Origin of the sequence: Paenibacillus luteus, from assembly GCF_006542765.1 — a bacterium.
Lineage (GTDB): Bacteria > Bacillota > Bacilli > Paenibacillales > Paenibacillaceae > Pristimantibacillus > Pristimantibacillus luteus.
Window position 1 is genome coordinate 13613 of record NZ_SKCD01000030.1, and the last position, 17606, is coordinate 31218.

At 47.6% G+C, this 17606-nt stretch carries 9 protein-coding genes and 2 pseudogenes; 6 read left to right on the forward strand and 5 right to left on the reverse strand.

Translation table 11 applies throughout. From position 1 onward, the window contains the following. Positions 1–118 precede the first annotated feature (118 nt). Positions 119–1135, forward strand: coding sequence for an S-layer homology domain-containing protein (locus tag E0496_RS21610; RefSeq protein WP_241674922.1), 1017 nt, complete (start codon positions 119–121; stop codon positions 1133–1135). A gap of 403 nt (positions 1136–1538) precedes the next feature. Here E0496_RS21610 and E0496_RS21615 read toward each other — a convergent pair whose 3' ends face one another. From E0496_RS21615 to E0496_RS36615, 3 genes and pseudogenes are all read right to left on the reverse strand, one after another. Continuing rightward, positions 1539–1961 (reverse strand): hypothetical protein, encoded by a 423-nt coding sequence (locus tag E0496_RS21615; protein WP_421924418.1) that lies wholly within the window; start codon positions 1959–1961, stop codon positions 1539–1541. Between the two features lie 1354 nt (positions 1962–3315). Further along, positions 3316–4874: pseudogene (locus E0496_RS21620) on the reverse strand (IS3 family transposase). A 216-nt stretch (positions 4875–5090) separates the two neighbouring features. Then, positions 5091–5225 (reverse strand): IS110 family transposase, encoded by a 135-nt coding sequence (locus E0496_RS36615; RefSeq protein WP_241674923.1) that lies wholly within the window; start codon positions 5223–5225, stop codon positions 5091–5093. A 350-nt stretch (positions 5226–5575) separates the two neighbouring features. On the opposite strand from E0496_RS36615, the gene E0496_RS21625 reads away from it, so the two are divergent. The 3 genes from E0496_RS21625 to E0496_RS21635 all read left to right on the forward strand — a co-directional run bounded on the left by E0496_RS21625 (position 5576) and on the right by E0496_RS21635 (position 13721). Continuing rightward, positions 5576–5869, forward strand: coding sequence for a hypothetical protein (locus E0496_RS21625; protein WP_141503873.1), 294 nt, complete (start codon positions 5576–5578; stop codon positions 5867–5869). Between the two features lie 403 nt (positions 5870–6272). Then, positions 6273–6758 (forward strand): GNAT family N-acetyltransferase, encoded by a 486-nt coding sequence (locus E0496_RS21630; RefSeq protein WP_141503874.1) that lies wholly within the window; start codon positions 6273–6275, stop codon positions 6756–6758. Between the two features lie 453 nt (positions 6759–7211). Beyond that, positions 7212–13721, forward strand: a complete 6510-nt coding sequence (locus tag E0496_RS21635; RefSeq protein ID WP_141503875.1) for an S-layer homology domain-containing protein — start codon at positions 7212–7214, stop codon at positions 13719–13721. 518 nt (positions 13722–14239) lie between these two features. Here E0496_RS21635 and E0496_RS21640 read toward each other — a convergent pair. Together E0496_RS21640 and E0496_RS21645 are read right to left on the reverse strand one after the other, a co-directional pair. Next, positions 14240–15694 (reverse strand): annotated as a pseudogene (locus E0496_RS21640) (MDR family MFS transporter). A gap of 77 nt (positions 15695–15771) precedes the next feature. Beyond that, the gene (locus E0496_RS21645; protein ID WP_141503876.1) at positions 15772–16011 is read right to left on the reverse strand and encodes a hypothetical protein; all 240 of its coding nucleotides are present in this window, start codon (positions 16009–16011) and stop codon (positions 15772–15774) included. Positions 16012–16601: 590 nt separating this feature from the next. On the opposite strand from E0496_RS21645, the gene E0496_RS21650 reads away from it, so the two are divergent. After that, positions 16602–17255 (forward strand): M48 family metallopeptidase, encoded by a 654-nt coding sequence (locus E0496_RS21650; protein WP_141503877.1) that lies wholly within the window; start codon positions 16602–16604, stop codon positions 17253–17255. 140 nt (positions 17256–17395) lie between these two features. Continuing rightward, on the forward strand, positions 17396–17584 hold the full coding sequence (locus tag E0496_RS21655; RefSeq protein WP_139991829.1) for a hypothetical protein: 189 nt from the start codon (positions 17396–17398) through the stop codon (positions 17582–17584). Positions 17585–17606 lie beyond the last annotated feature (22 nt).

Here is a 17606-nt window from a genome sequence, read left to right on the forward strand (position 1 = left end):
GGGGCATCACCAGACATAGGTTGATGCCCCTAAACGGCTTGACCCCTCGGTAAAACAAAAATATCGCAAAAGGGAGAAGATGCGATTGAATATAAGACTGTTGTCATTACTGTTATCTATGATGTTAATGTTCACATTAATTCCATCAATGGCATTCGCTGCAGAGAAGCCTGTCTTCTCTATCAATGGTTCCGTGAAGGACACTAAGGTGAAATTCAAGGTGGGAAGCATCGTGGAGATTCGCGTAGGAGGAGAGGATCTGAAGGATATGTACGGCTTCGAATTGCGTCTTTCCTACGATGCGAATAAATTGCAATTCCAAAAGACGACTACGACCTTGGGAGGGTTTTCGATTCCTTCCATTGCTCGGGATGGGGAGCTGACCTTCGCGAATACGAAGATTGGCAATGTCAAGGGCGAGAATGGCGCGTTGCAATTGGCAACCCTGCAGTTTAAGGCTACTGCAAAAGGGGAGGCTGCAATCCAATTAACTCGTGTCAAGTTGGTGGACAGCAAGGCTGTTAGCGCTACGTTTGAGCCTAAGCTATCATTTATAACATCAATTGTTTCTGAAAACGAGATAAGCTTTAACGATATCAAGAATCATTGGGCGAATGCCGAAATTATGAAAGCGGCTGAGGCGGGCTGGATTAATGGATATCAGGATGGCAGCTTCCGACCGCAGGATAAGGTGACTCGTGCGCAATTGACGACAATGCTCTCCCGAGCGCTCTTGCTTTCTGCTAGTGAGGGAAAACCGACTACCTTCAAGGATGCTGAACAAATTCCAAGCTATGCGAGAGCGCATGTGTCGCAAGCGGTGACAGCAGGCATCGTGAAGGGCTTTGAGGATCATACGTTTCGTCCTCAACGCTTCATTACTCGCTCTGAAATCGCTGTTATGGTGATGCGCGTAATCGGCTACGACGAGAAGAATAGTGCAGGTAAGCAACTGGCCTTCGGAGATGCGGAGCAAATTCAGGATTGGGCGTATCCGGCCATTGTATCCGCCACGGAATTAGGTCTCGTACAGGGCAGAGGAAATAACCGATTTGTTCCTCATGGCGTTGCTACACGCGCGGAAGCCGTGGTGCTGATCCTGAGATTACTAGATAATATGACGATAGAAAAATGAGCTTCATTAAGTGCCGCGTAAATCGCGGCTTCTTTTATTAGCTGGTCATTAAAGCGGCTGGCTGACTGACGGGCTCACAAAGAGAATTCACTCGTGATGAAATTGCCGCTTGGATTAGGAAAATCAGCGTCATAAACAACGATCGTGTTGATAGAGATGTATACGTTTAACCCGCGAGCAATCCATGTTTACGAGATCGGTTCTAAACGAGAAGGGTTACAGCGAGATGCTCTGTATATGAAAGGGGAATTTCATGATACGATCACGATAGCTATACCAGCTAATAGCTTGTCAAGATTACCAGTAAAGTCAATTGAAATCATATGTTATAGTTACAAATGAGCATGCCAAATAATCCTCCAATTGCTCCTACGTCTTGGAAGGTTATACCGATGGAATTTCTTTAAGTTGGACGGAATGCCTTTTTGTTTTTCAAGATAGCATGGAGCCAATGAACAAGCTTATTTGCACATGCGACTAGCGCTACTTTATGCGGTGTTCCTTCGGCCCTTTTTCGATCATAAAACTTTTTAATTCGTGTACTGCGACAACGGATAAGTCCGCATTGAACGGCCAAAAACCAGCGCATAACGAAGCTGTCTGGAACCACGTTAAAGTGGCTGGCATACACGGTTTGCTCGAAAGGATTTTGTTTTGCCGCATGAAGTAGCCGCTTTACTCGTTCGTTAACCCAAGCCTCTGAACGACCTCGTTTCGTTGAAAGCATTTCTTTGATTTTAGCATGAAAAGGTTCTTCGTCCGTTTTCAAAACCGAATATGAGGTAGGGAAATTACTTAAAAACCGTAGTGAAATGCCTGAATACATAGCTCCAAAGACACCTAGTTGCACGCCTCTTTTCTTAAAAGGTTCAAACTCTTCCTTATAGTTGTGGATTTGTTAGGCCATCACGTGTGTGCTCAAAGTGGAACGTCCCTCTGAAAGGCTTTCCGCGCGCTAAAAAGGCTTGTCCATGACTTTCTTCCTTTGAAACATCTAGACCGACAACTGGATTCATTTCATCTCATCTCTCCCAGTAAGTTTAGATTCACCGGCATCCCCTAAGGTTCTTCTTGTTGCTCCATAGCATCACTTGTTATACGGGATCTAGCGTCCGTCCCAACCAGCTTCAATCATGGTCATGACAAGTAGGGGTGAACATTATAGCTCTCGGGATCGGGTCCCACGGGCAGATTACCTTAAAGGACTCACGGTGTAGATAGGTGTTGAGACCATCACCTCTTATATAATGATTATTCAAAAACTAAGTTGAAATGAGTGGATAAAATTGGAGGGAAACAGAAGAAAAGCCTATTTAGCTCTTAATTATCAAGCGTTGTTAGATATCAAAAACAGTGGTGAATTCAATATTGATAACTTTAATCACGTATTTCGAATAGCACATGTTTTTCATAATCTTGCCTTGTTCATAATGGAGGACTTTGTAGGATTTAACGAGGACGAGTTCTGGGGAAAAATAGCTGGTCTTGAAAGGGACTTCGGACTAACTCATTATAGCGCTTTATTTGAAAAAGTAAGCTCAGACGAATTGTTACTATAATGGGGAACTATAGCACAACAAGACATTACGGCAGCCGGTCTCACGATTGGCTGCCGTTGTTCGATGAAGTAAAGGAAAGTAAAGTTTTAAGTAAAGGGATCCATGGTTTGTACCTAATATTGAAAAGTAGACAGATTACATCAGGAAGATGAATACATGAAAAATGAGTACATAACGGTTCTTGGACAATCTTACTTAGATCCGATAGTCTCATTATTCGAACATCAAAATATAAATCAACGTTTAATGAGGTGCAAACCTCTCAATTTTAGAATGGATTCTCCAAATCAATTATTCTCGTAACAGCAATAATGTTAGAATCTTTCTTGGCAAGAGCGAGACGTTTTAAGCTACAGGAGGAAAGCTGCGAGCCTGATAAGAGTCTACTGAGGTTTACAGAGAAAATTTTAATATAGGTAAAGTTAGCTTGGAATGTCTTTATGAATCTTTTGTAATCAGAGATGTAATAGCGCAATCACCTCTGGAGATCAATTATAAATTCAAATGATGGTCCTAATTTTGTAAACGAATCTTCCTTAGAGGAAGGTTTTGTAGATAAGAAATTTAAATCTGTCGGTGTTTGTCAAGGTAGTTGTCGTGATCTCTTGAAAAAAGTAGCGATTAATTTATAGCATTTTGCCCAGCTTGAATAGGTGTCACTTTTTCGGGGTTTAGCCAGACTTCTTCTTCTAAACTCCAGCTGCGGGTACTTCCTGACCAACGTGTTGGATGTAAGGCTTTTGCTGCTTCATAGACCTGTTGTCGTTTCTCAAATATCTGTTTCGCTAGTCCTTGGTGTCTTTGGTTAGGCGTCAGAAAATTAAGCCCACTGTGACAATGCTCTGCATTGTACCAATGTACAAAACGCAGCACCCAATCACGAGCTTTATGTATGTTCTCAAAGCCGTTTGTGGGGTATTCAGGACGATACTTACACGTTCGGAATATGGATTCCGCATAGGGGTTGTCATTACTGACTCGTGGTCTGCTTCTCGACGGTGTAATGCCAAGACTATACAGCATCTCTAGCAGACTTGAGCCCTTCATGGGACTGCCATTGTCTGAATGTAACACGAGCGGACTCTTGCGGATCAGACATTGCTCACTTAGCACGGTTCTATGGATTAATTGGCTTGCATGCTCTGCGGATTCTTCCTCCCAAATTTCCCAGCCCACGATTTTTCGACTAAATAAATCGATGACAAGATAGAGATAAAAATAGAAGCCTTTCACAGGGCCTGCGAGCCAGGTAATATCCCACATCCAGACTTGATTTGGCCCTGTTGCACAATGGCTCGTCGGTGGTTTAGATGTTGGTTTTGCACTTTTCCCACGATGATGCTGTAACTTGTTTTGGTGCATGACGCGATAGAAGGTAGATTCTGATCCAATATACGTGTCCTGATCTGCCAGTCTAGGCACAATCTGACTAGGCGGTAAGCTCCTAAACTCAGGTTGATGGATGAGGGTAATGATTTGTTGTTGCTCGGAATCGCTAAGCTTGTTGGCTGGTGACTGTCGTTTTGCATGAGCTCGCTGATCCTCACATACGTCTTGATTTCGCCAACGTTGTAAAGTCCTTTGTGTAAGTTTAAGCGCTTTGCACGCTAAGAATTCCCTTGCACCGGCTTCTACGGCTTCCTGAATCAGTGATACGGCTAATTGACGATCTGAGGCACTGATCATTCGTCCTCTTGGTCCCCCCAGATCGCTTGGGCCTTTTTTCGCAACACGAGCAAGGCAGCTGTTTCCGCTAAGGCAGATTCCTTCCGTTGCAGCTCACGAGAGAGTACTTTCACTTCTTGTTCTTTGATGCGAAGTTCTTTTTGTAGCTTTGTAGCTTGCTCAGCAACACCGCCATTGGCTTGCATACATGCATCTCGCCAAGCTTCAACTTGCTCGACATACAATCCTTTCGAACGGCAGTACTCCGCTAACTCGATCTGGCTTAACGTCATGGTCTCCACAACGATAGAGAACTTATCTCGTGTACTCCATTTCTCTGTTGCCAATTCCCCAGCAGGCATTGCAAACCCTTGTGCCCGAGCTAACTTCTTCCACTTATACAATGTTCCTTCGGATAGTCCACTATCCCTTGCGATCTGACTTACAGACTCATTGTTCGGAGGCATCATTCGTTGCAGTATCTTAAGCTTCATCTCTTTACTCGGGTTAGTCATTGTCATCCACCTCAGTCTCTCTTTCTATTCACTATACTTTCAAGAGAGGGGTACGACAACTAGTCTGACACAGGGGGCTGTTGTTGATTTCAAGAATAGAGTTACTAAAAAACTTCGCCAAATTAGAGGATATTTCAAGAACTTATGCTTACATTTCACATCTTCATGTTCATTATAAGAATGAGTTTTTCCTGATGCAGGATTTTATAAGTATACTTAAGAAAGAAGATGAATTAGTACTTCGAGGCTTCGGTCTTTGAGCCAGGCGGCGAGGCTGAGCCAGTAGTGGCTGGTTGGTTCCATACCGATGCTGGCATCGCTTAGTTTGTGCGTTTCCTGTAAATCCTTCATCCACTGCAGCAGTTAGCTAAAGCTGGCATCGTTGTTGGAGAAGTGAAGCGGAGCGCCAAGCGTGAGTGATTCTACGAAAGTTGACAGCACGAGCAACATGGGACTGCCGGGCGATGTCGTTGCTGACGACAAGGTGCTGGGTTGAAATGCGTTCGAGTAGTTGATTTTGTTTGGCTTGAACTTTAGAATTCAAGATAGAGCGACCTCCTTAAGATGGTTAAAGGGCTATGACCCGTGACTAACCCATCGTACCGGAATCGCTCGTTTTTGTACAAAGCGCAAAATTAACGCTCTACAGGAACCCTAACGGATAGCATTCCTGTTATGAAGAAAGAAGAGGTGTGATTGTAATGGAAGATAATAAGTATCCAGAGAATTACTTTGAACACTACATAGTTAGTTTTTATAGCACAGGACAAACACCAGATAAAAATGGATTCGAGAATTTAGCAAGGTTGTACATAGATATTGAAGGCATTGACACGTTTTCAGAATTGATAAAAGAAATTCAGTTAATTAAGGAAAATGATGATTGGTCTTACTTTGATGAAATAGCTAGAGATTTTGAAGTAAAAGATTTATCTACTAATAAACTAAAGGAAATGGCCGATGTAGCAATAACAGTTTCTATGGAAAAGACTTAGTTGGAATTTAGTATAACTGGATGGTAACTGCACTGATCTGTTAGTTAAACAAAAGATAAAGCGGTCCATACCTTTGAGCTCATAGGCTGGTTAGCCACCGACGGTGATTATGTGGTAGTTGCAATTGATGGTTTTTTCTTGAATTCATTTCTTATCGGCAAGACATGTTCAATAACGGAATTAAGTGATAAGTACAGAATATCCAAAAACCAATGTACGAGCATGAGTGAGTTTACAGATGTTTTTTGCAGGCTTTTTCAATTTGAGCGTGTGCCTTCATCATATCTGGAGAGTATCCGATCAGATATCGTAATTGATACCGATTCTGAACACATTTATGCACAAAGTTATTAAGCTAACAGGCAGCATTCCTATAATGAAGAAATACGAGGTGGGGTATTGTATGGAACTAATCAAGGCTTCCTTTGAAAAGAAAATGATATTGCGTAACCTCATGGAATTATATCAGTACGATATGAGTCAATTTGAAGATGCTAGTGAAAACGACGTGAATGAATATGGTCTTTTTGACTACAAGTACCTCGACCATTACTGGACAGAAGAAGGTCGTTTCCCCTTCTTTATTATGGAGTCTGGTAAGATGGCTGGTTTTGCTTTAGTTAGGAAAATTGCTGACGATGAATCACCAAAATTCTCAATTGCAGAGTTTTTCATATTAAGAAAGTACCGAGGGCAAGGAATTGGTAAAGAAGTAGCGCATAAAGTGTTTGGGATGTTTAAAGGTAATTGGAGCGTTTCTTGGTTGGACAAAAATTTGCCTGCAAAGATATTTTGGAAGAAAGCAATTATAGAATACTCGGACGGTAAGTGTTCAGAATCCGTACAGGCAGGGAATCCTTCTTTAGAATTCATCTCACGATATTGCTAATCTAACTGGGAACGATAGTTCAATAAAAACACGGAAGCAGCCGACCACAATGGTCGGCTGCTTCATTACGCTAATGGAGAGTATAGCATAGCGGAAAGCCAGCTAAGTAACTTTGAAGTATTGGGCAGTTTTGTTTAGAGGAATAACGCTCTACAGGAACCCTAACGGTGAAATTTTGCTCAATAAGGGCACAACGGCAGTTCATCAAACGATGGGCTGCTGTTTGTTATATAAAGGGTGATTTTTAAAGAATTAACCATATGAGACTCTACACTAACCCTTACAGATAAACCGACATGATTCGAATATCGACTTCACAAAAAATTCAAAACCTCGCAAAGCTTGATACTACGCGGATTCGGCTGAATCTTTCATTATTTATTTATTGGCCTTCTCTATAATGAAATGTGGTGCCCGTTTATTCGACAAGCTCATTCGTAAAGGAGAAATAACATGAGAAAATTACTAATATGCCTATTGATTGCATTAACAGCGTTCGGGACTTCATTATCGCAAATTCAAATCGCGCACGCGGCCGAAGAAGAATTTGTTTTCACCACGAGCAGCAATGGCGCCACCGTTACAGGTTACTCGGGTACGGATTTGAATGTGGTCATTCCCGCCACGTTATCGGGGGTGGCGGTAACTTCGATCGGGAGATCGGCGTTCGATACCAATGGGACGGTCAAACCTAAAATCACAGGCGTCGTTATTCCGAATAGCGTGAAGGAGATTCAAACGTATGCCTTTCGTTATAATAGCCTCACTTCCATAGACCTTCCGGACAACTTGTTGACGATCGGCTCCAGCGCCTTCGAGAACAATCCACTTACGAACGTCGTATTCCCGGATAGCGTGACGATGATCGGAAACTATGCTTTTTACATGAATGGTTTAACATCGATTACTTTATCGGAAAATTTGAAGACCATTGCAGGAGGGGCTTTCGACACGAATAACCTCACCAGACTGGTCATCCCGGCGGGCGTGACGAATGTTCAGAGTTCTGCATTCTATGCTAATAAGTTGACCAGCGTAACGGTGTTAGGCGCTGTGACATCTTTTGGGACAGGTGTCTTTACGAGCAATCCGGGGAATCTCAAACTATTTGGAGTCGCGAATTCTCCTGCAGCCGCTTATGCAGCGAATAACGGTCACACGTTTGTTGACGGAACGGCGTTGTTTCAAGCGGTTGCGACTGCTAAAGCATCGTTGATAAATCATCTGCCGGGTACCGGCGTAGGACAAGTGCCGTCTAATACTCATAGCAATTTGACCTCGGCGTATAACGCCGCCATGGCATATATCTACGGAATTGGGAACGCGACCGTCGCTTCCGACTTGGTTACTGCCGCAATCCCATTGACCGCGGCGATCTCGGCATTCGAGGGGCAGATTATCCCGGCGGGCAATCCTGCGGCATTGGGGACGACACTGACTGAAGCGGGGCAGGCACTCACTGAACATACAGCAGGCACGAACGCAGGACAAACATCGGAGGGTGATCGCAGCGCACTACAGACCGCGATCGACGCGGCGCGGCAAATCTATAATCAGGCCGGCAATTACCGGCAGGATGAATTGGACGTCGCAGCCGCTGAGTTAGATGCAGCGATGGATACGTTCATGGCTGCGATTATACCGGCCGGAGATCCGACGGCGCTCGGCAATACGCTAGCGAATGCGCAGCAGGCGATGACTGATCATCCGCAAGGAACGAACGTGGGGCAAACGTCGTCGGGAACGCTCATCGCGTTGCAGACGGCGATTAATATGGCGCAGCAGATTCTCCAGAATGCTAGCCAATACTCGCAAAGTCAATTGGATGCTGCCGTCAGCTCGTTAAGTTCAGCGATTCAAGCCTTCGAAGCTGCAATCATCGGACCGGGCAATCCGACGGCGCTTGGTGCAGCGATCACAGTTGCGGAACAGGCAATGGCGGATCATCCGCATGGTACGGGAGTAGGGCAGACGTCAACTGGCGATCGCAGCGCTTTACGGGCAGCGATCAACGCTGCGCAGGTGATCGTCGACGATGCGTTGAACCAAACTCAGGCTCAGTTGGATGCGGCAACAAGCTTATTGAATGCAGCGATCACGGCATTCCAGCAAGCCATCGTGCCGGTTGGCGATTCATCAATGCTTAATATGCGGTTGACGAACGCTGGGCAGGCATTGACGAACCATCCAGAAGGCACAGGCGTGGGACAAGCGGCGGCGAGCGATCGCAGCACATTGCAGGCAGCGATCGACGCCGCGCAGGCGATCGCCGACGATGCGCTGAACCAAACTCAGGGTCAGTTGGATGCTGCCGTCGCTGATTTGGAAACGGCAATGGATACGTTCGAAGCCGCAATTATTCCGGCAGGAGATGCGACGGAGCTGGAAGACTTGTTGGTGGATGCTGCCGAGACGTTGGCGAACCATCTAGAAGGCACAGGCGTAGGACAAGCGACGGTGAGCGATCGCAGCACATTGCAGGCAGCGATCAACGCCGCGCAGGCGATCGCCGACGATGCGCTGAACCAAACTCAGGGTCAGTTGGATGCTGCCGTCGCTGATTTGGAAACGGCAATGGCTACGTTCGAAGCCGCAATTATTCCGGCAGGAGATGCGACGAATCTGGAAGACTTGTTGGTAGATGCTGCCGAGACGCTGGCTGACCATCCAGAAGGCACAGGCGTAGGACAAGCATCGGCGAATGATCGTAGCGCTTTGCAGGCAGCGATCAACGCTGCGCAGGCGATCGCCGACGATGCGCTGAACCAAACTCAGGCTCAGTTGGATGCTGCCGTCAGCTCCTTAAGTTTAGCGATTCAAGCCTTTAATGACGCGATCATCGGGCCCGGCAATCCGACGGCGCTTGGTGCAGCGATCATCGTTGCGGAACAGGCGATGGCGGATCATCCGCAAGGCACGGGAGTAGGGCAGACGTCAACTGGCGATCGCGGCGCGCTGGGAACAGCCATCGATACGGCACGGCAAATTAGGGACAACGCGGGCGATTACACGGAAAGTCAGTTGGATGCTGCAGTCGCTGATTTGGAAACGGCAATGGCTACGTTCGAAGCCGCGATTATTCCGGCAGGAGATGCCACGGATCTGGAAGGCTTGTTGGTGAATGTAACCCAGACGCTAGCGGACCATTTAGAAGGCATCGGCGTGGGACAAGCGACGGCGAGCGATCGCAGCACATTGCAGGCAGCGATCAACGCCGCGCAGGCGATCGCCGCCGATGCGCTGAACCAAACTCAGGGTCAGTTGGATGCTGCCGTCGCTGATTTGGAAACGGCAATGGCTACGTTCGAAGCCGTGATTATTCCGGCAGGAGATGCGACGGATCTGAAAGACTTGTTGGTGGATGCTGCCCAGACGCTGACGAACCATCCAGAAGGCACAAGCGTAGGACAAGCGACGGCGAGCGATCGCAGCGCTTTGCAGGCAGCAATTAATGCCGCGCAGGCGATCGCCGACGATGCGCTGAACCAAACTCAGGGTCAGTTGGATGTTGCCGTCGCCGAATTGGAAACGGCATTGGATACATTCGAAGCCGCGATTATTCCGGCAGGAGATGCGACGGACCTGAAAGACTTGTTGGTGGATGCTGCCCAGACGCTGACGGACCATCCAGAAGGTACAAGCGTAGGACAAGCGACGGCGAGCGATCGCAGCACATTGCAGGCAGCGATCAACGCCGCGCAGGCGATCGCCGACGATGCGCTGAAGCAAACTCAGGATCAGTTGGATGCTGTCGTCAGCTCGTTAAGTTTAGCGATTCAAGCCTTTAATGTCGCGATCATCGGGCCCGGCGATCCGAAGGCGCTTGGTGCAGCGATCATCGTTGCGGAACAGGTGATGGCGGAGCATCCGCAAGGCACGGGAGTAGGGCAGACGTCAACTGGCGATCGCGGTGCGCTGGGAACAGCCCTCGATAAGGCGCGGCAAATTAGGGATAACGCGAGCGATTACACGCAGAATCAGTTGGATGCTGCCGTCAGCTCGTTAAGTTCAGCGATTCAAGCCTTCAAAGCTGCGATCATCGGACCTGGCAATTCGACGGCGCTGGGTGTAGCGATCACAGTTGCGGAACAGGCGATGGCGGAGCATCCGCAAGGCACGGGAGTAGGGCAGACGTCAACTGGCGATCGCGGTGCGCTGGGAACAGCCCTCGATAAGGCGCGGCAAATTAGGGATAACGCGAGCGATTACACGCAAAATCAGTTGGATGCTGCCGTCGCTGATTTGGAAACGGCAATGGATACGTTCGAAGCCGCGATTATTCCGGCAGGAGATGCGACGGAGCTGGAAGACTTGTTGGTGGATGCTGCCCAGACGCTGGCGGACCATCCAGAAGGCGCAGGCGTAGGACAAGCGTCGGCGAATGATCGCAGCACTTTGCAAGCCGAAATCAATGCCGCGCAAGCGATCGCCGACGATGCGCTGAACCAAACGCAGGATCAGTTGGATGCTGCCGTCGCTGATTTGGAAACGGCAATGGCTACGTTCGAAGCCGCGATTATTCCGGCAGGAAATGCGACGGATCTGGAAGATTGGTTGGTGGATGCTGCCCAGACGTTGTCGGATCATCCAGAAGGCGCAGGTGTAGGACAAGCGTCGGCGAATGTTCGCAGCGTTTTGCAGGCAGCGATCAACGCCGCGGAGGCGATCGCCGACGATGCGCCTAACCAAACTCAAGATCAGTTGGATGCTGCCGTTGCTGATTTGGAAACGGCAATGGCTACGTTCGAAGCCGCGATTATTCCGGCAGGAAATGGGACGGATCTGAAAGATTTGTTGGTGGATGCTGTCCAGACGTTGGCGAACCATCCAGAAGGCACCGGCGTAGGGCAAGCGTCGGCGAGCGATCGCAGCGCTTTGCAGGCAGCGATCAACGCCGCGCAGGCAATCGCCAACGATGCGCTGAACCAAACTCAGGATCAGTTGGATGCTGCCATCGCCAATCTAGAAACGGCGAAGGCAACGTTCGAAGCCGCTTTGGTGGGGTTAGTGCTGACGGCACCGGCCAATAAGTTGTACGGTCCGAACAATATCCTTCACTTTACGGTACGCTATGGATACGAAGTAATTGTTGCGGGGATGCCGGTTATTCCGCTTAAGATTGGAGCCAGCTCCGATACTCGTACGGTGTACGCGGCATATACGGGAGCACGTAACGAGTCATTGACGGTGCTGACCTTTGAATACAAAGTTCCATCCGGAATTACGGATGCGGATGGCATCGAAGTTGCCGCTGCACTGGAGCTTCCGGACGGCGCCAGCATCGTACGCGCCTCCGGCGGAGCGGCTTCGCTGGCGTACGGGACGCCGGATACGAGTGGAATATACATTGTGGCGATGCCGCCCGTAGTGACGCTGACGGCTGAGCCTGACGGATCGACGCGGCAAGTGATCAGAGCGGTTGCAAGCGTATACGGTGAATCGGCGGGCAATACACTGACGGTACTCCGATGGCTGAAGGGCAATCTCAACGCGGCTGATTTCACCGACGGAACAGGCGGAACCGATATTTTGTCTGAGCCTCGATTCACTGTCTCTGAGAACGGCGATTATACCGTATTTGCCCGAGACGAGGCAGGCAATGATGCAGTGAAGGTGTTTACCGTTTCCGGTATCTCAACACCGTCTCCTTCGGTTGGCGGTGATCGACCGGCATCGAATTCCAACGTGACAATTAATCCGGATGGCGGGATTACCGCACTTGTTGGTTCGTCCGACATCGAACAAGTCACACGTCCTGACGGCACAGTGATCGAACAGGTCATCCTCTCCGAACGGATGCGGGAACGAGTGCTGGAGCTTTTGAGAGAGGCGAAGGAACCAATTATCACGATTGAGATAAACGATAGAGAGCATGTCGTGCAGACACGCCTTCCGGCTGCTTGGATCATGGAGATGGCCAAAGGTTATCCGAATGCGATTATTGAGGTGAAGATTAATGGATCCAGCTACCAATTGCGAATAAGTGTGCTCGACCTGCCCGGTTTGGCGGAACGTCTCGATGCGGAAGCATCGGATTTGACCGTGAGCATCATTCAGGAGCAGGCTGGAGAGGATATTCGACATGAAATCGAACGGATCGGCGTCTCTCAAGGATTTACCGTATTCGGTGGCGTCATCGATTATAAGGTGACGGTGGAATCGAACGGGCAAACGATGGAAGTGCAAGATTTCGGGGGAACCTATATGGTTCGGACGATCAAACTGGACGGGGAGGTGGCAAGCCGCAATCTGGTTGCTGTTCAGTATGATCCGGCGACCAGAAAAGTCGTTTTTGTTCCTGCGCGGCTGGGCACCAGACCCGACGGCTCAACGGAAGCGATTCTGAATGTGCCGCATAACAGCCTCTACACGGTCGTAGACGTGAAGGCCCGAACTTTCGCCGACTTAACCGGACACTGGGCGAAGGCGGATGTGGATCATTTAGCGTCCAAGCTGTTGGTGAACGGCGCGACGGCCGACCTTTTCGCGCCCGATGGTACCATTACTCGGGCGGAATTCTTGGCCTTGCTCGTTCGAGGGCTGGGGCTGTCGGTGAAGGAGGGTGAGGACAGTTCCCATTACGCAGATGTCCTTGCATCCGCATGGTATTCACCAGCGGTCAATGCGGCGGTGGCGAACAGACTGGCGACCGGCATCAGTGCGGACCGTTTCGCGCCAAACGACCCGATTACCCGAGAGCAAATGGCCGTTATTATCGGCAGAGCCTTAACCTTCACCGGCCATGTAACCGGTGATGATGGGCGAGCGGACAGTCCGCTTACTGCGTTCACAGATCGCGACTCCATCTCTTCCTGGGCGCAATCGGCGGTAGCCCTTGTATCGGAAGCCGGCATCATAAAGGGGATGGAAGACGGACGCTTCGGGCCGACGGAATATGCAACGCGGGCGCAGGCGGCCGTTATGCTGAAGAGGCTCCTGCAATACCTGCAAAATATCGATTAAACTCTGTTGCATGTTCACTAACGGGAAGCTTTAGTTCAATGAACAATGGGAGTAGTTTGCCATAGGCAGACTACTCCCATTTTTATTAAGCGATGTGACAGGCTACATGCAAAACGAAACAATATTATGCATTCAGTTGTCTATAATGGTATTAACCCATGACAACGGCAACTAACTTCCTCTAATTATTGTTCTCTCAGGTAGTGTGCGAAAATCAGCCAATACTGACCGGTAGGTTCCATACCTACCATGGTGTCTCCGCATCCGTGTTCTGACATCATTTTCCGAAGACAGTATACGAACAACTCGAACTCTTTCAAACCGTATGTGGAGATCCTTAATTGCAACCATACTTTTCCTAAGTAACCACTTTCTTTAGACTGTGGCTAAGGAGATGTTCATTTTTACGCTTTTACTCATCCCAACATTTTTTTTGATTTCAACTTGATTCCAACATAAAGTCGTCTGAACTGAACAAATAAAATCAGGTTTCTTTTACACTGTTGTTTGATACAGGGTCAGCTCTCATTCCTTGTCTCTAAGGAATCAATCTCATTTTGTACAGATGGCTTTTTTATAAACCAGCCCAGCATCAAAACAACTATGGCGAAAATAAATTCAATCCAAAAAACCGTTTGCAAACCGGCCACGATACTATGTGTTTTATTTTGAAACGCTGCGGGCTCGAACGAATGATGAAGATTACGATTGGCTCCGGAAGACATGATACCGACGAACAAAGCGATGCCGATTCCCCCGGCAATCTGTTGGAGCGTATTGTAAATGGCTGTGCCATGGGGGACCAGGTGACGTGGAAGTTGGTTCATTCCTGCTGTCTGAGCCGGCATGACGACAAACGATATGCCTAAGAATAAGAGGACATGATTGAATAGAACGGAGCCTCGGGTTGTATCACTGTCGATACCGGTAAACAGCCACAGTGAAAAGGCGATCATGATCAGTCCGGGCATGATAACAAATCTCGGTCCGAATTTATCGAATAATTTTCCCGTCACAGGCATCATCATTGCATTTAAAATGCAGCCTGGCATTAGAAGTAAACCTGTCGCGAATGCTGTCAACTGCATCACATCCTGCATATAGATCGGCAGCAATGTCGTGGTGGCGAATAAAACCATCATCAGCATTACTATTAATATCGCTACCAAAGAAAATGCGGGATATCGGAATACGGAAAGATCAATCAAAGGCTCTTTAATCTTGAGCTGCCGCCAAATAAGCAAGAGCAAGAAGAGGCCGCCTATGGCAATCAAACTGTAACTACCAGGAGCAGCCCAGTTACCAGTTTGGCTGAAATCGTAGGTGACACAACCAAACCCGACGGTTGACATAACAATGGATAAAAAATCGACCCTTGGCTTGGTTATTTCTGTAACATTCTTTAAGTAATTGAATGCATAAATAATAGAAAACAATGCGATAGGAATCACCATGTAGAACAGCCATCGCCAGTGTAAGGTATCGATAACCAACCCCGACAAAGCTGGCCCGATGACAGGAGCGACCATGATGACAAGCCCCATGAGACCCATGGCGGCTCCCCTGCGTTCCATAGGATAGAGGGCAAGAATCGTATTCATCATCAACGGAATCAACAATCCTGTCCCACAAGCCTGAACAACCCTGCCTATCAGTAAAACTTCGAATCCGGGGGATACTGCACACAAGCAGGTACCTGCTAAAAATAACACCATCGCGGACATAAACATCCGGCGAGTCGTGAACCATTGCTGTAGCAATGCGGTCACCGGCACCAGTATGCCGATCATCAGCATTTAACCGGTCGATAACCATTGTATGGTCGAAGCAGCTACGCTGAACTCACGCATTAATCCGGGAAAAATATTGGTAAGTAAATTTTCGTTAAGAAACGCAATAAATGCACCGATGAGCAGGGCAGCTAACATCGCCCCTCTCTTTATTTCGCTGGCCTCTTGAACCCGTTTTTTCATCTTCCGCCTCCCGAGAATAGCTTTTGCGTTCCACGTCGTATTCTTGACACCGAATTTTCACCTGTCTGTCGTGAAAGTTATCCTACACCATCACTTTCTAGCAAGGAATAAAAATTATCGCGGTCTTCATTATCGAATTTTCCAAGCGCCCGTATCCTGACAAATTCATGTTCGCCAAACATGTTGATTTCCTCGCCGTAACTATTATAGAGCGCGATCATATCGCCATCCCGATCCAGCTCCATATACCCGTAACAAGTTGCCACGGGAGCTTCACCGAAAAAGAGCAAAAATTTGATTTTGTCTACACTGTTCATGCAGCTCTCCTTTCCTGAACATTCATCAATCTGAAGAATATTTTACATGACACCGGATGAATTGGAAAAAGCGATATCGCCCTAAATACTCTGAAATTCGTTCTTATTTAGTAAGCATAAGGGGGGGCTCTAGTTATGTCGCTCATTCGCACATTTTCTCTTGACGAGATGCGATTTGGGGATTATGATAACGTGCCGGTTTTTTCAATAAGGCAAATCAATAAAAAGGCCGACTTTTCGAGTGTGTCGGCAGCGAATTGTCAGCCTGATGTGCATATTTAAATTAAAAATCCATAAGAACATGATTAGGATAACGGATGACGGTATTTCAAATATACAGCGACGGACTAGGACTTTATTTTTCGTCCCTGTCTATCGCTGATTCCATTTTTTAGGTTAGTCTAAAACTTATTTCTTGGAGTCTGACAGACCACTTTATTTTCTGCTGAAAAAACAGCTGAACGATAAGCGGAATGCTGCCTATACAGGCTCTATATTTGCTACAATAGGAGAGGAACAATCCTTGCCCAAGGCTCTGTCTCCTCTTTGTGCCGAGCTGAGGAAATTAATTTATAGGAACGAAGGTTAACATGAGAATCGAATTTGAAAACCAAACAATTGATTTTAATGTGCTTTACGGAAATAGAAAAAAACTGTCCATCCATATCGACTCTACGGGCCACATTACCATTAAAGCACCGAATGGGACAACCGATGCAGCGGTGATGGAGGCGGTGGAGCGTCACGGAGCTAGAATCCTGCAGAAATTACAGGCGATAGAAAACGCACGCTCAGCTCCGAAAACAAAGGAATATCAAGACGAGGGAAAGTTCCTGCACCTTGGTAAATACTATTACCTCCACGAGCTGATCGAGACGAAGGACTTAAACGAAGACGAGCTAAAAGCGAGTCTGAAGAAGTTTTATTTTAACAGCTGCAAGAAGCTGATCGCTGAACGAATCAAGACCTACCAAACCGAACTGAAAGTGAAGCCCAAAACCATCGAGATTGTAGAGTCGCGAACGAAGTGGGGAAGCTGCAGCTCGGATAAGCATCTAACCTTTAATTATCGACTGGCGATGGCGCCACTTGAGGTGATCGACTATGTAATCATCCATGAGCTTTGCCATCTTACGCATATGAATCATGACCGTTCCTTTTGGCGGCGAGTAGGAAGCATCATGCCGGATTACAAAGAAAAAGAGGAGTTTCTGGCCAGGTACGGACAGGCGATGACGCTGTAGAGCGAAGCTGTCCGGAAAGGTTGGACGATCGGGCAGGAAACTGGTATACTTGCCGGGATTGCTCCCATTAAAGCGATTTCAATCGTCAGTGGAAAAGGGTGCCAATCTACTACGGTGTGTCGTCAGGAGTGGTATAAAAGATGAAGAGATATAATTTTATTCGCCCGTTAATGCTGATCGTCATAGCACTGCTTGTCAAAAGCTTGATTACGAATCTTTGTATGGTGTTTGGGATGGAACAGGGACCGGCAGAAAATCTCGGTTTCATTAGCATGCTTATCGCAGCAGTTATCATTTATTCGAGAATTGCTAAGAAGCGCCGCAAATAACAAGGGTCCCGAAAGGAGCAGC